Origin of the sequence: Enterobacter sp. JS8-1, from assembly GCF_049187015.1 — a bacterium.
In the GTDB taxonomy this organism is placed as follows: domain Bacteria; phylum Pseudomonadota; class Gammaproteobacteria; order Enterobacterales; family Enterobacteriaceae; genus Enterobacter; species Enterobacter mori.
In genome coordinates, this window is the sequence record NZ_CP185805.1 from 1316409 (window position 1) to 1331104 (window position 14696).

14 protein-coding genes are annotated in these 14696 nt (G+C 60.0%); 8 read left to right on the forward strand and 6 right to left on the reverse strand.

Features of this window, described 5'->3' with window-relative positions; all coding sequences use genetic code 11:
• Positions 1-259 precede the first annotated feature (259 nt).
• The gene (cstA, locus tag ACOQH0_RS06160; RefSeq protein WP_421511783.1) at positions 260-2365 is read left to right on the forward strand and encodes a pyruvate/proton symporter CstA; all 2106 of its coding nucleotides are present in this window, start codon (positions 260-262) and stop codon (positions 2363-2365) included.
• A 103-nt stretch (positions 2366-2468) separates the two neighbouring features.
• On the forward strand, positions 2469-2666 hold the full coding sequence (locus ACOQH0_RS06165) for a YbdD/YjiX family protein (RefSeq protein ID WP_006809671.1): 198 nt from the start codon (positions 2469-2471) through the stop codon (positions 2664-2666).
• A gap of 118 nt (positions 2667-2784) precedes the next feature.
• Here the strand turns inward: ACOQH0_RS06165 and ACOQH0_RS06170 are convergent, their stop codons facing one another.
• Together ACOQH0_RS06170 and ACOQH0_RS06175 are read right to left on the reverse strand one after the other, a co-directional pair.
• Positions 2785-3528 carry an SDR family NAD(P)-dependent oxidoreductase gene (locus ACOQH0_RS06170; protein ID WP_421511784.1) on the reverse strand — a complete coding sequence of 248 codons (744 nt, stop codon included), beginning with the start codon at positions 3526-3528 and terminating at the stop codon, positions 2785-2787.
• A 57-nt stretch (positions 3529-3585) separates the two neighbouring features.
• The gene (locus tag ACOQH0_RS06175; protein WP_218307857.1) at positions 3586-4674 is read right to left on the reverse strand and encodes an oxidoreductase; all 1089 of its coding nucleotides are present in this window, start codon (positions 4672-4674) and stop codon (positions 3586-3588) included.
• A gap of 159 nt (positions 4675-4833) precedes the next feature.
• Here ACOQH0_RS06175 and ACOQH0_RS06180 point away from each other — a divergent pair, with 159 nt between their 5' ends.
• From ACOQH0_RS06180 to ACOQH0_RS06195, 4 genes are all read left to right on the forward strand, one after another.
• Positions 4834-6336 (forward strand): sugar ABC transporter ATP-binding protein, encoded by a 1503-nt coding sequence (locus ACOQH0_RS06180; RefSeq protein WP_421511785.1) that lies wholly within the window; start codon positions 4834-4836, stop codon positions 6334-6336.
• Complete coding sequence (locus ACOQH0_RS06185; protein ID WP_039024441.1) at positions 6333-7328, forward strand: ABC transporter permease; 996 nt, start codon at positions 6333-6335, stop codon at positions 7326-7328. The genes ACOQH0_RS06180 and ACOQH0_RS06185 overlap by 4 nt, the downstream gene beginning before the upstream one ends.
• Before the next feature lie 20 nt (positions 7329-7348).
• On the forward strand, positions 7349-8413 hold the full coding sequence (locus ACOQH0_RS06190; protein WP_089598864.1) for a sugar ABC transporter substrate-binding protein: 1065 nt from the start codon (positions 7349-7351) through the stop codon (positions 8411-8413).
• Between the two features lie 93 nt (positions 8414-8506).
• Positions 8507-9748, forward strand: a complete 1242-nt coding sequence (locus ACOQH0_RS06195) for an LVIVD repeat-containing protein (protein WP_421511786.1) — start codon at positions 8507-8509, stop codon at positions 9746-9748.
• Between the two features lie 100 nt (positions 9749-9848).
• Here the strand turns inward: ACOQH0_RS06195 and mtnK are convergent, their stop codons facing one another.
• Positions 9849-11048, reverse strand: coding sequence for an S-methyl-5-thioribose kinase (mtnK, locus tag ACOQH0_RS06200; protein WP_421511787.1), 1200 nt, complete (start codon positions 11046-11048; stop codon positions 9849-9851).
• A 104-nt stretch (positions 11049-11152) separates the two neighbouring features.
• On the opposite strand from mtnK, the gene mtnA reads away from it, so the two are divergent.
• Together mtnA and ACOQH0_RS06210 are read left to right on the forward strand one after the other, a co-directional pair.
• Positions 11153-12169, forward strand: coding sequence for an S-methyl-5-thioribose-1-phosphate isomerase (gene mtnA / locus ACOQH0_RS06205; RefSeq protein ID WP_421511788.1), 1017 nt, complete (start codon positions 11153-11155; stop codon positions 12167-12169).
• A gap of 42 nt (positions 12170-12211) precedes the next feature.
• A complete protein-coding gene (locus ACOQH0_RS06210; RefSeq protein WP_211447258.1) occupies positions 12212-12682 on the forward strand; it encodes an SRPBCC family protein in 471 nt (156 codons plus the stop codon).
• 53 nt (positions 12683-12735) lie between these two features.
• Here ACOQH0_RS06210 and ACOQH0_RS06215 read toward each other — a convergent pair whose 3' ends face one another.
• From ACOQH0_RS06215 to ACOQH0_RS06225, 3 genes are read right to left on the reverse strand one after another with little or no spacing between them, the layout of a single operon-like run.
• Positions 12736-13278: a 1,2-dihydroxy-3-keto-5-methylthiopentene dioxygenase gene (locus tag ACOQH0_RS06215; RefSeq protein ID WP_303570048.1), complete on the reverse strand. Its 543-nt coding sequence runs from the start codon at positions 13276-13278 to the stop codon at positions 12736-12738.
• Positions 13275-13964 (reverse strand): acireductone synthase, encoded by a 690-nt coding sequence (gene mtnC, locus ACOQH0_RS06220; protein ID WP_010428478.1) that lies wholly within the window; start codon positions 13962-13964, stop codon positions 13275-13277. Before mtnC ends, ACOQH0_RS06215 begins: the two co-directional genes overlap by 4 nt.
• The gene (locus ACOQH0_RS06225) at positions 13961-14575 is read right to left on the reverse strand and encodes a methylthioribulose 1-phosphate dehydratase (RefSeq protein ID WP_421511789.1); all 615 of its coding nucleotides are present in this window, start codon (positions 14573-14575) and stop codon (positions 13961-13963) included. Before ACOQH0_RS06225 ends, mtnC begins: the two co-directional genes overlap by 4 nt.
• Between the last annotated feature and the right edge of the window lie 121 nt (positions 14576-14696).

Consider the following 14696-nt stretch of genomic DNA (forward strand, 5'->3'; position numbering starts at 1 on the left):
CTTGTATGTACGCGATTGCGCAGGATCATTCTGGCGAGGTTATGAGCAAAAAAAATGATACAAATCATTCCGTAAGGCGGCGCATGGATGAAAAAGGCAAAAGTGTGACCGAGGACGTCACGAAAGTGATCGGCTTAACAATGTGGTGTAAATGTCTGGTTTGACCACGCATTATTGCGTTTCAAAGTTGTTAAATTTTTCCGGTTGTTCTAGAAACAAAATGTAACATCTCACTGTTTCACAACAACGGATAACCACTATGAACAACTCAGGGAAATACCTTATATGGGCAGGGCTCTCCGTTGTGGGAGCCTTTGCCCTGGGCTATATCGCCCTCAACCGGGGGGAACAGATCAATGCGCTCTGGATCGTCGTCGCCTCCGTCTGCATTTATCTGATCGCGTACCGTTTTTATGGCCGCTATATCGCGAAGAACGTATTAGGGGTTGATGCGACGCGCATGACGCCTGCCGTCCGCCATAACGACGGGCTGGACTACGTGCCGACCGACAAAAAGGTGCTGTTCGGCCACCACTTCGCGGCGATTGCCGGCGCGGGCCCGCTGGTGGGGCCGGTGCTGGCGGCACAGATGGGCTACCTGCCGGGGATGATCTGGATCCTCGCGGGCGTGGTGCTGGCGGGGGCGGTGCAGGACTTTATGGTACTGTTCGTCTCCACCCGCCGCGACGGGCGTTCGCTGGGTGAGCTGGTGAAAGAGGAGATGGGGGCAACCGCCGGGGTGATTGCGCTGGTGGCGACCTTTATGATCATGGTGATCATCCTCGCGGTGCTGGCGATGATCGTGGTGAAAGCGCTGACCCACAGCCCGTGGGGAACCTATACCGTTGCCTTCACCATTCCGCTGGCGCTGTTTATGGGGATCTACATTCGCTATCTGCGTCCGGGGCGCATTGGTGAAGTGTCGGTGATTGGTCTGGTGTTCCTGGTGTTCGCCATTATCTCCGGCGGCTGGGTGGCGGAAAGCCCAACCTGGGCACCGTTCTTCGACTTTACCGGCGTGCAGCTGACCTGGATGCTGGTGGGCTACGGCTTTGTGGCGGCGGTGCTGCCGGTGTGGCTCCTGCTGGCTCCGCGTGATTACCTTTCCACCTTCCTGAAAATCGGCACCATCGTCGGGCTGGCCATCGGCATTTTGATTATGCGTCCGACCCTGACCATGCCTGCGCTGACCAAATTTATTGACGGCACCGGCCCGGTCTGGACCGGTAACCTGTTCCCGTTCCTGTTTATCACTATCGCCTGCGGTGCGGTGTCTGGCTTCCACGCGCTGATTGCCTCCGGCACCACGCCGAAGATGCTGGCGAATGAAAATCAGGCCTGCCTGATTGGCTACGGCGGCATGTTGATGGAGTCCTTTGTCGCCATCATGGCGCTGGTTTCGGCCTGCATTATCGACCCGGGCGTGTACTTCGCGATGAACAGCCCGATGGCGGTGCTGGCACCTGCCGGAACCGTTGACGTGGTGGCATCCGCTGCACAGGTGGTGAGCGGCTGGGGCTTTGCCATTACCCCTGAAACGCTAACGCACATTGCTAATGAGGTGGGCGAGCAGTCGATCATCTCCCGTGCGGGTGGTGCGCCGACGCTGGCGGTGGGGATGGCCTACATCCTGCACGGCGCGCTGGGCGGGCTGATGGACGTCTCCTTCTGGTATCACTTCGCCATCCTGTTCGAGGCGCTGTTTATCCTGACGGCGGTGGACGCAGGCACCCGTGCGGCGCGCTTTATGCTCCAGGACCTGCTGGGCGTGATCTCCCCGAACCTGAAGCGTACCGATTCGCTCCCGGCTAACCTGCTGGCGACGGCGCTGTGCGTGCTGGCGTGGGGCTACTTCCTGCACCAGGGCGTGGTCGACCCGCTGGGTGGGATTAACACCCTGTGGCCGCTGTTTGGTATCGCCAACCAGATGCTGGCGGGCATGGCGCTGATGCTCTGCGCGGTGGTGCTGTTTAAGATGAAGCGCCAGCGTTATGCGTGGGTGGCGTTAGTGCCAACCGCATGGCTGCTGATTTGTACCCTGACGGCAGGCTGGCAGAAAGCCTTCAGCCCGGACAACAAGGTGGGCTTCCTGGCAATCGCCAACAAGTTCCAGGCGATGATCGACAGCGGTAAGATCCCGGCGCAGTACACCGAGTCGCAGCTGTCGCAGCTGGTGTTTAACAACCGTCTGGACGCCGGGCTGACTATCTTCTTTATGGTGGTGGTCGTGGTGCTGGCGTTGTATTCTCTCAAAACCGCGCTGGCGGCGTTGAAAGTCGACAAGCCAACGGCAAAAGAGACACCTTACGAGCCAATGCCTGAAAACCTGGAAGAGATTGTCACCCAGGCCAAAGGGGCGCATTAACCTGTGTGCCGGGTGGCGCTAGCGCTTACCCGGCCTACATTTCTTATCCTCCCTCTCCTTTTGGGAGAGGGCCGGGGTGAGGGAAACAAACGAGAAATGACCTATGTTCGACACCCTCTCTAAAGCAGGTAAGTACCTGGGCCAGGCCGCCAAAATGATGATTGGCGTGCCGGACTACGACAACTACGTCGAGCATATGCGCGTCAACCATCCGGACCAGACGCCCATGACCTACGAAGAATTTTTCCGCGACCGCCAGGACGCCCGCTACGGCGGCAAGGGCGGGGCGAAGTGCTGTTAACCCTCTTTCGGTAAACAGAGGCCGATCTGTTCCTGCCTGCAGCCGTAGACTTCCGCCACCGTCGAGGGTGCTCGAAAATGCCTCTGCCAGGCGACAGAGGCTTACAGAAAATCTGCGATCAGGCGTTCAAACCGCCGTCTACGTCCAGACCGGTACCGGAGATCTGCCCGGCGGCCGGGCTGGCGAGGAAGGTGACCGCCGCCGCGATGTCTTCCGGCTGGCCATAGTGACCGACCGCAATCATCTGGCGCTGGGCTTCTGCCTGTTCCCCGTCTTCCGGGTTCATATCGCTGTTGGTGGGGCCGGGGTGCACCAGATTAACGGTAATGCCGCGCGGCCCTAAATCACGGGCCAGCCCGCGGGTGAGGGAGTTGAGGGCCGATTTGGTCATCGAGTAGACGGCAATACCCGGCTGCGCCACGCGGTTTGCCAGACAGCTGCCGATGTTAATGATGCGCCCGCCGTCGGACATATGCACCAGCGCTTCCTGAATGGCGATCACCACGCCGCGGATGTTGACGTTTATAAGGGCGTCAATATCCGCCAGCGTCATGGACTCCAGCGGGCCGCCGCGCGCGATCCCTGCGTTGTTGACCAGAATGTCCAGCCCGCCGAGGGAACGCGCCGCATGGGTGACGGCATCCTGAATCGCCTGCGCGCTGGCGCTGTCGGCCTGCACCGCTTCACCGTGCCGCCCCAGCGCCTTTATTTCATCGGCAACCGCCTGGGCTTTGTCGGCTGATTTTTCATACGTAATGACCACGTCGGCACCGGCGCGCGCCAGTGAGAGTGCAATTGCCCGACCCAACCCGCGGCTGGCGCCGGTAACCAGCGCCTTTTTACCTGTTAAATCGATCTGCATGATGACCTCGTTGCAAGAGAAGAAAGAATCATCATTAGGTATAGCCTGTCGGCGCGATTAACGGCTGAAGGATTCCACTTTCTCAAACGCGGCGCGCAGAACGTCAGGCGTTAGCGCAACCGGCAGATAGTGAATCGACTCCACCGGGCGCAGGGTGTGGGCAATGACCTTATCCAGCGCTTCCCGGTTATTGATGTCGACGTCCAGCGCGCGAAGCGTGGTCGGTAGGTTAAAACGCCGGTACGCCGTCACCAGCTGCGCCAGCACATCGTCCTGACCGAGCAGGGCGCTCTGCACCAGAATCCCGTAGGCTACCTTGGTGCCGTGCAGGTATTTTTCCGTCTGCGGCAGCACGGTTAAGCCGTTGTGTACCGCATGCGCCGCCGCCACGCGGGTATAGCGTTCGCCCAGACCGCCGACCATCCCGCCACCGGCAATAATCGCATCCACCACGTCCCGGAACGCCTGCGTCTGGTCACCGCGCTGCTGGTCGGCCAGCGCCTCTTCGCTGCGCGTCAGCAGCACGTCGCGGATCGCCAGCGCGCCGTTGATGCCGAGCCGCACGGTCAGCGGCAGGTTCTCCGGCTCAGGTGCCAGCACCACCGCTTCGTACCACTTCGCCAGCGTATCGCCGATGCCTGCCAGCAGATATTCCGCAGGGGCGTTAAGGACGATCTGCGGTTCCACCAGCACCAGGAAGTTGGCGTCGTCGAAGATCTCAAAATGCAGCGCCTGACCGGCATCGTTGTACCAGACGGAGAGCGGGGTCCACGCCGCGCAGGTGGCGGCAATGGTGGGGATGCCCACGAACGGAACGCCTAAACGACGCGCCACGGCTTTCACCGTATCCATCACCGCACCGCCGCCGACGCCAATGACCACGCTCGCACCGCTGCCGGCGTCGTTCACCAGGTGGGTGACGTCGCGCTCGCTGCAGTGGCCCTTAAACAGCAGGTGCTTCGCCCCCGGCGCGTTAAAGCTCTCCGGCAAGAAAGGGCGCGCGCCTTCGATAGCGCGCTCGCCGTAGATCCACACCGCGCGGGAAAGCTGTTCCGGGGTAAAGAAGGTATCCAGCTGCGCAAGGCTTCCGGGGTGAGAGAAGTAGTTCGCCGGGCCAGGCACGACGCGGATATCGGTGTTGCTCATGGTGTTGTCCTTTTTTAGCAAGCGCTAACCCGATGTTATGTCTGGACATCCGGATGGCTAATAATATTTCGCTTTATCTTATGCCTTTTCCGTCGTTGTCAGTCAACCGGAGCTGTGAAAAATTCGATAAATCAGAAGAGTAATGAAGGATTTACGCGGATGGTTTCCAGTCGCCTTGAGATGCGCGGTATCAGCTTGGCCTTTTCCGGCTTTCAGGCGCTGTCGCGCGTGAATTTCACCTTAACCGGCGGATCCGTACATGCGCTAACCGGTGCCAACGGCGCGGGGAAATCGACCCTGATGGCGGTGCTGTGCGGCACGCACAACCACTATGAGGGTGAAATCTGCATTAACAACCAGCCGGTGAGCATTCGTGAACCGCTGGACGCCAAACGGCTGGGGATCCACCTTGTGCAGCAGGAAGTGGACGTAGCGCTGATCCCGGGGTTGAGCATCGCCGAGAACATCATGCTCGACCAGCTGGCGCAGCCGGGGCATCGCTTCAACTGGCGCGCGACCCGCCAGCAGGCGAGACAGGCGCTGGCGCAACTGGATGTCTCTCTGGACGTACGCCGTTCCATCGACAGCTGTTCGCTGGCCGAAAAGCAGCAGATTTTGCTGGCACGCGCCTTGTCCCACCACTGCCGTTTTTTGATTCTTGATGAACCCACCGCGCCGCTGGATGCGCACGAGAGCGAGCGTCTGTTTGCGGTGGTGAGACGTTTAAAGCAGCAGGGCATCGGCGTGGTGTTTATCTCCCATCGCATTCACGAGCTGAAGGCCATCTGCGACACCCTGACGGTGCTGCGCGACGGCAAGCTGATTGAGTCCGGCCCGATGGCGGACCTCAGCGGCGAAGAGATTGTTGAGAAGATGCTCGGACACGTGCTGAGCGATATCTATCCGCCCGCACGACCGCCGCACGGCAACGAAACGCTGCTGCGGGTGGAAGGACTGCACGACGATGCGCTGCTGAAAGATATCTCCCTGCACCTGCGCAAAGGCGAAATTCTCGGCATCGCCGGGCTGGCGGGCGCAGGGAAAACCGAACTCTGCAAGGCGCTGTTTGGTGCCAGCAAAAGCCGCGTGGCAAATGGCGAGTTGAATCATCAATCCTGGCAGCCGCGCGACCCGGCGGATTCCGTGCTGCGCGGGCTGGCGCTGGTACCTGAGGAGCGGCGGAAAGAGGGCATTTTTATCGACGAGCCGGTGAGCATGAATCTTGCCGTGTGCGCCGATAACAGCTTTTCGCGCTGGAGCCTGTTTGGCCATCGTCAGGCGTGGCGCTGGGCGGAAGAGGTGATAGCCCGCGTCGGCGTTCGGGCGCGCGGGCCGGGGCAGGTGCTGCGCCGTCTGTCCGGGGGTAACCAGCAGAAGGTCGCCATCGGCAAATGGCTGCGCAATGACGCCAGCGTGCTGATATTCGACGAGCCGACCAAGGGCGTGGACGTGAAGGCCAAAACCGACCTGTTCCAGCTGATCGACGGCCTGGCGCGCGAGGGCAAAGGGGTCATTTACGCCTCCGGCGAGTTTGCCGAGCTGGTCGGGCTATGCGACCGCATCTGCGTGCTGTGGGACGGGCGCATCGTGGCGGAAATCGCCGGGGCCGAGGCCCGTGAAGAGACACTACTTTATTATTCAACCGGAGGAACGGCGTCGTGAGCAAGGCCCTTTCAGTGAACGCGGCGGCGTCTGGCCGCCAGCAGATTTTCGATTTTCTCTACAAGTGGGGCATGCTGTTAACCGTCGTCGCGCTGGTGGCCGTCTTTGGCCTGGCGTCGGACAGCTTCCTCGATCCGAACAACATCATCAATATTCTGCGCTCGATTGCCATCGTGACGGTGATTGCCATTGGCGTGTCGATTTCATTGACCATCGGCGGGTTCGATCTCTCCGTTGGATCCACCGCCTCGCTGGCGAACGCGCTGGTGATTTCGCTTTTCGTCTGGCACGGCTTTGGTACCACCGAGTCGATTCTTATCACCCTTGCGCTCTGCACGCTGGTGGGGCTGTTTAACGCTTTTCTGATCGTCATCCTGCGTATTCCGGACATGCTCGCGACCCTTGCCAGCCTGTTTGTGATCCAGGGCGTGGCGATGACCTACAGCTACGGCGGGTCGATTACCGAGAACATGGTGCTGCCGAGCGGCGACATGGCGGAAGGCACCATTCCGGCGGCGTTCAGCCTGCTGGGGCAGGTGCCGACCATTGTGATCGTCATGCTGGTGGTGACCGTGCTGGCGCAGCTGGGGTTGTCTTTGACCACTCACGGACGCCGGATGTACGCCATCGGCGGCAACCCCGAAGCCGCGCGTCTCTCCGGCATTCGCACTACGCGCTACAAGGTGGCGGCCTACGTGATCGCCTCGCTTCTGGCGGGCCTGGGCGGGATTTTGCTGGCTTCGCGCATCGGTTCGTCACAGGTGAATGCGGGCGGCGGATACCTGATGGACGCGGTGGCGGCGGCGTGGATCGGCTTCTCGCTGGCCGGATCCGGCAAGCCTAACGCGCTGGGCACGCTGGTCGGGGCGGTCATTCTTGGCGTGCTGTCGAACGGGCTGGTGATGCTCTCCGTCCCGTATTACGCCATGGACATTATAAAAGGGCTGGTGCTCGCGGTAGCGCTGGCGATTACCTACATACAAAAACGCTGACAACACAACGGGATAAAAAAATGAAAAAGATTGCACTCTCTTTGGTGGCACTTGGGTTGCTCACGGCTCTGCCAGGCTTCGCGGCTACGCCCGCGCCGCTTCCGGCTGCCATTGCGAACCATGACGGCCCGATCCGCATCGCGGTGATCCGCAACCTTGGCTCAGACGACAACACCACGCAGTTTATTGCCGGGGCAATTCAGGAAGGGAAGAAGCTCGGCTTTAAGGTCAGCACCTTTTTAAGCAACGGGGACGATGCCAAATTCCAGGACTTCGTGAACCAGGCGATCAGCCAGAAATATGACGGGATTATCCTGTCTCAGGGGCGCGATCCGTACTCCACCGCGCTGGTGAAGAAAGCGGTGGATGCCGGGATCAAAGTCTCGGTGTTTGATACCGCCGTGAACGGTGAGATCCCGGGCGTGACCGTGACCCAGCAGGACGATGCCTCGCTGACCAACCTCTCCTTCGGCCAGCTGGCGAAAGATTTCAACGGCAAGGCCAATATCGTCAAGCTGTGGGTGGCGGGCTTCCCGCCGATGGAGCGTCGTCAGGCGGCGTATAAAGTGCTGCAAAAGCAGTATCCGGACATCAAAGAGCTGGAGTCTATCGGTGCCGTCTCCTCTGACGTACAGGGCGACACTGCCAACAAGGTGGGTGCGATCCTGGCGAAATACCCGAAAGGCAAAATCGACGCCATCTGGGGCACGTGGGACGCCTTCAGCCAGGGCGCGTATAAGGCGCTGAAAGAGAACGGCCGCACCGAGATCAAGCTCTACAGCATCGATATCTCCAACCAGGATCTGCAGCTGATGCGCGAACCGGGCAGCTCGTGGAAGGTGAGCGTGGCGGTGGATCCGAAGCTGATTGGCGCGACGAACGTGCGTCTGGTGGCGAACAAGATTGCCGGGGAAGCGACGCCTGCGACCTACGATTTCAAAGCGGCAGCTATTCCACAGGCGCTGCTGACCGCCCAGCCGGGCGCGGTGAACGTGGCGTCTCTGGGGAAAATTATTCCGGGCTGGGGCCAGACGGAAGATTTTATCGCGCCGTGGTTTGCGACGCTGGAAGCGAAAAACAAATAAATTCAAGCCGGGTGGCGGCTGCGCCTTACCCGGCCTACATTTCGCACCTGTAGGCCCGGTAAGCGCAGCGCCACCGGGCGAAAGGAGTATAAGGTGTCTCAGTTACCCACCCCTGAATACAGCCGCAATATGCGGCTGATTGGCCATAGCGACCAGGGCGGTCGTCCGGACGGCGTGCAGCTGATGGTGCATCGCGGTTTCGCCTATATCGGCCATATGGTGTCGCAGGGCTTTTCGATTGTCGACGTGCGAGACCCGAAGAATCCGAAAGCGGCGGGCTACGTGCCCGCGCCACCCGGCACCTGGAACGTGCACCTGCAGGCGCATGACGACCTGCTGCTGGTAATCAACGCCAGGGATCTGTTTGCCGATGCCCGCTTTGCCGACGAGAAGGTCTACTACACCCGCCAGGTGGGGGAGACCGTCAGCGACGTGCAGGACAAAGGCTGGAGCGCCGGGCTGCGCGTCTTTGATATCTCCACGCCGGACAGGCCGCGCGAAATCGGTTTTCTGTCGCTGAGCGGCATTGGCATTCACCGCATCTGGTACGTCGGTGGCCGCTGGGCGTACGTCTCGGCACTGATCGACGGTTTTACCGATTATATCTTCCTGACCATCGATCTTGCGGACCCGCGTAAGCCAGAAGTGGCGGGGCGCTGGTGGTTGCCGGGCATGAACCAGGCCGAAGGCGAGCAGCCCAACTGGCCGGAAGGGAAACGCTACGCGCTGCATCACGCGATTATCGCCGGGGATACCGCCTACGGGAGCTGGCGCGACGGCGGGCTGACGCTGCTGGACGTGAAAGACCGTACGCAGCCGACGCTGATTAGCCATCGCAACTGGAGCCCGCCGTTTGGCGGCGGGACGCACACCGCGCTGCCGCTGCCTGACCGCTCCCTGCTGGTAGTGCTCGACGAAGCGGTGCTCGACAATCAGGAAGACGGTGAAAAGCTGATCTGGCTGTTTGATATCCGCGAGCCGTCGAACCCGGTCAGCATCTCGACCTTCCCGCAGCCGGATGAAACCGACTACGTGGCGAAAGGGGCGCATTTCGGGCCGCACAACCTGCACGAGAACCGGCCGGGGAGCTTTGTCAGCTCAACGCTGATTTTTGCCACGTACCAGAACGCGGGCGTGCGCGCGTATGACATTTCCAATCCGTATCGCCCGGTGGAAACGGGGGCGCTGGTGCCCGCCGCGCCGGAGAGAATGATGGACACGCGGCCGAATCGTCCGCAGGTGATCCAGTCGTGCGACGTGTTTGTGGATGCGCAGGGGATTATTTACAGCACGGACTATAACGGCGGGTTGTCGGTGATTGAATATTTGGGGTGAGTGCGGTTTGATGCCCTCACCCCGGCCCTCTCCCACAGGGAGAGGGAGAAAATCAGGAGCGTAGGCCGGGTAAGGCGAAGCCGCCACCCGGCAAAAGCACTCAGCTGTACTGACGCACTCTTGCCACCAGCTCTTCCGCGCTGTCGATTCGGTCGGCAATGACAATCAGCGCCTTGCCGAGCGTAATCGCGTGGCGCAGGCATTCGTGGCGCATGGCGTCGTCCTGAATGGTGTCGATATCCGCCACGTGAGAAAGCCCCACGCTTCGGCGAATCAACTCGGTGCCGCAGAAGCCAATGGCATCATGCCAGACCTTTTTCAGAAACGCGGAGGCGTAGCCCGGTGCGCTCAGCGCCGCATCGCGCGTTTTCTCGTTTGCCAGCGCCTGGAAGCGTTCCGCGAAGGTGTTCCAGAGCTCCTGAATATCGGTCAGGCGCTGCTCGCGTGCGGCGGCAGCATCGCGAATGCCCAGATGCCCCGGCAGGCCACAGAAATTGAGCAACAGGTTGCCGATGGCGGTGCCCAGGTCAAAGCCAATCGGGCCGAAGTAGCCAAACTCGGCGTCGATGGCCTTCAGGCTGCCGTCCGCCACGAAGATCGACCCGCTGTGAATATCGCCGTGCAGGAGCGCTTCGGCGTGCGAGAAGAAGCGATGCTTCAGGGAGGCCACGGCAATCTTCAGCTGGGCGTCGTCGCGCAGGGCGGCAACATCGTTTTCCAGCTCGGCCGGGTAGCTGTTGCGCTCGTGGATCTGGTACGGATCGTTAAAGAACAGATCTTCGGTGATCTCGCACATCTCCGGATTAATGAATTTTGCCACCTGCGCTTTTTTCTCGTGCGGGTGCAGGTAGAAATCGCTGGTGTGGAACAGCGCGTGCGCGAGGTATTCGCCCAGCTGCCGCGCCGCCTGCGGGTAGTAAATGTTGTTGATCAGTTCGCCGCGCCAGATGCGATGGCTGGAGAGGTCTTCCATCACCATCACCGCCAGTTCCGGGTCATAGTGGTGGATTTTCACGGTGTGCTGCGGGCTGTGCCGGTAGTGCTCGACCAGCGTTTGCGCCTCAAGACGGGCGCGGTCCAGCGTCAGCGGCCAGGACTCCCCGACGCAGCGCACGTAGGGCAGCGCCTGCTTGACGATGATGCGGCTCACGCCCGCGCTGTCGAAAATTTTGAACACCAGATTGAGGTTGCCGTCGCCTACCTCCTGCGCCTCCACCAGCGATGAAGGGTCATCAAGACCGCCAAACTGCCTGGCATACTCCACGGCGTCCTGGGCGGTAAAGGTACGGTATTGCGACATGGCCTGTTCCTCACGGGTTTGCTAATAAAGACATGTAGACGTCTATACATCTGGATTTCATCCTGACACAATGTGATACAACAACGCAACAGGGAATTAACGACATGCAGACAATACAGACGACCAGCCTGCGGGTGACGGATAATCAGCTCTTTATTCTCGACCAGCAGGCGCTTCCGCAGGAGAAACGCTGGCTGGATGCCTCGACCGTAGAGGCGCTGGTGGGGCATATTCACGCCCTGCGGGTGCGCGGCGCGCCGCTGATTGGTCTTTCTGCAAGCCTGCTGCTGGCGCTGCTGGCAGAAAGCGGTAAAAGCCGCGACGAGCTGGCCGTGGCGCTGGACACCGTGCGCGCCTCTCGCCCGACAGCCGTGAACCTGATGAACAACCTCGACCGCATGAAGCTGGCGCTGTGGCAGGAGGATTTCGTTCCGGCGCTGACTGCGGAAGCGCTGCGTCTGATTGACGAAGACAAACGGCTATGCGACGCGATTGCGAAAGCCGGTAGCGCGCTGGTGAAACCCGGTAGCCGCCTGCTGACCCACTGCAACACCGGTGGGCTGGCAACGGCGGGCGTCGGCACCGCGCTGGGCGTTATTGCTCGTGCGCATAAGGAAGGAAACGTCAGCAACGTCTGGGTGGATGAAACCCGTCCTCTGCTGCAGGGAGGCAGGCTGACCGCATGGGAACTTGGCGAACTGGGCGTGCCGTATCAGCTCATCACCGATTCCATGGCTGCCAGCCTGATGGCGAAAGGGGAAGTAGACGCCGTGTGGGTGGGTGCAGACCGTATTGCCGCCAACGGCGACGTGGCGAATAAGATCGGCACCTATTCCCTGGCGGTGCTGGCGAAATTCCACGGCATTCCGTTCTACGTCGCCGCGCCGCATACCACGCTCGACCCGGCCTGCCCGAACGGGGACGCGATCCCCATCGAGCAGCGTGCCGCCAGCGAAGTCACGGGCGTGGCAGGGAGCTTTGGCGCGGTGCAATGGGCACCGGAAAATGCACGGGTCTATAACCCGGCGTTTGACGTTACGCCTGCCTCGCTGATTAGCGGCTGGGTACTGGATACGGGCGTGGTCACGCCGCAAGAGGTGGCAAACGGGAAATTCGCCTGAGTCCGGCTATCCTTTAAGGGGTTCCCTTAAGAGGACAATATCGTGACGCTCGATCCTGAAACTGACTTAAAACTGGAGCGCGTGGTGGATGCCCCGCGCGACCTGCTGTGGCTGTGCTGGACCACGCCGGAACATATCAAAAACTTCTTCATTCCTGCTCCCCATAAGGTCACCGAGTGCGATCTCGATCTCCGCGTGGGCGGGCGGTTCAACACCGTGTTTGAGGTGGACGGTCAGCGTATGGATAACCGCGGTGTCTTCCTGGAAATCGATCCCGGTAAAAAGCTGGTCTTTACCGACGGTTATACCGAAGGCTGGAAACCGGCCGAAAAGCCGTTTATGACGGCGATTTTATTGCTGGAAGACGTTGGGGAGGGAAAAACCCGCTATACGGCGATAGCGCGCCATCCGACGAAGGACATCCGCGAGCAGCATGAGCAGATGGGCTTCCACGAAGGGTGGGGGATAGTTCTGGACCAGCTGGTGGGGTATGTGAAGGGGCTTAACGCGTAGTGCGCGCTGGTGCCCTCACCCCGGCCCTCTCCCACGGGGAGAGGGAGAAAAGATTATGCCAGGCGTGGATACGCATCCGCGATCGCATCGCCCGTAAACTGCGCCACCCAGCCTTCCGGGTTATCGAAAATACGAATCGCCGTAAAGTTCGGCTCTGAACCCATATCGAACCAGTGCGGCGTACCCGCGGGCACGGAAATCAGGTCGTTTTTCTCGCAGAGCACCTGATACACCTCATCGCCAATATGCAGGCAGAACAGCCCCGCGCCTTCTACGAAGAAGCGCACTTCGTCTTCGCCGTGGGTGTGTTCGTTCAGGAACTTCGCGCGCAGCGCCTCTTTCTGCGGGTTGTCGGCGCGCAGGCTGATCACGTCCCAACTCTTATAGCCTTTCTCCGCTACCAGCCTGTCGATCGCATGCTGATACGCCTCGATCACGGCTTCGGGCGCAGGATCCTGGCCTAAATCACGGTCAGCCGCCCAACGTTCAAACCGCACCCCTTTAGCGTTGAGCTGCTGGGCGATCTCGGCGGCATCGGTGCTGTGCCACTGGTGTTGGCTGGCGTCTTTATCAGAATAAATGGTCAGTGCGCTCATGAAGGGATTTGCTCCGGATTAATCTCGTCAAACTGGTGGACCTGATGGTGATGGCTTGCGCCGTCATCATCGCCGCGAATCAGCTGCAGGGTGCGAAAACCTGCCTGTTCAGCCGCGTCCAGCTCCTGATGGATATCGGACAGGAACAGGATCTGCGACGGGGCGATGCCCGTTTGTGCAGCAATGTTTTGATAAGACTGCACCTCGCGCTTGGCGCCGATGTGGGTATCAAAATAGCCGCTGAACAGATGAGTAATATCACCTTCGTCGCTGTAGCCAAATAACAGTTTCTGCGCGGCGACGGAGCCAGAGGAATAAACATAGAGATCAATGCCTTGCGCTTTCCATTTTTCCAGCGCAGGCAGCACGTCCGGGTAGAGGTGGCCGGTAAAGTCGCCGTTAACGTAGCCATCGTGCCAGATGATCCCCTGCAGGGCTTTGAGCGCCGTGGATTTGCGGTCTTCGTCCATAAAGGCAAACAGGGCATCGATAAGCTCGCTGACGCTGGCGTGCGGGCTACCGATTTCATCACGCAGGTTGTCCAGAATGGATGTGACCGGCTCGGCGTACTGCTGCGTGGTGACGAAGGCCGCCAGCCGCTCACGCGCATAGGGGAACAAAACATCATGGACAAAACGGATATCGCTGGTGGTGCCTTCAATATCCGTCACAATTGCGCGAATCATACTCTCTCCAGTTGTCGTAAACGCATTTCACATTCAAACAGGAATTCCAGTCCTTCCAGATGACGGCGGGCTTCGGCCACGTCGCTTCCCCAGCAGGTTAAGCCATGACCGCGCAGAAGAAAACCATAATTAAGCGGGCGTTCCTGCGCGTAATGGGCGATGCGCGAGGCGAGGGCATCGATGTCCTGGTCGTTATCAAATACCGGGATGGAAACCGTATCCAGATGCGTGGTCTGTCCGCTGAGCGATTTTTGCATCTCGAAGCCGCTGATGTTCAGTTCAGCCTCTTTTACCAGACGTGACAGCACCGTGGCGTTGACCGTGTGCACGTGCAGAACAGCGTTGGCCTCCGGGAACAGGCGATAAATAAGGGTATGTAGCCCCGTTTCGGCTGATGGCTTACGACCAGACGGCGCGCGGTTGGTGGCGATTTCAACCTGCAGAAAATCCTCCGTTGTCAGGCTGCCTTTGTCTTTACCGGATTCGCTGAGCCAGCAGAGGCGTTCGTCATGCCGCACCGACATGTTGCCGCCGGTGGCGGGAGCCCAGCCTTTGGCACCAATCCAGCGGCATGCGTCGACCAAATGTGTGAGTTGCAGGTTGTCTGTCATTTCCTTTTACCCTCTCGGTCAGGAATATTTATAGCATATAGACGTCTAAGCGTCTTGATTGCCAAAGACTATCATCGTGTTATAGTGGCAGCAACATAAGTATTACAAGCAGGCACAGCAC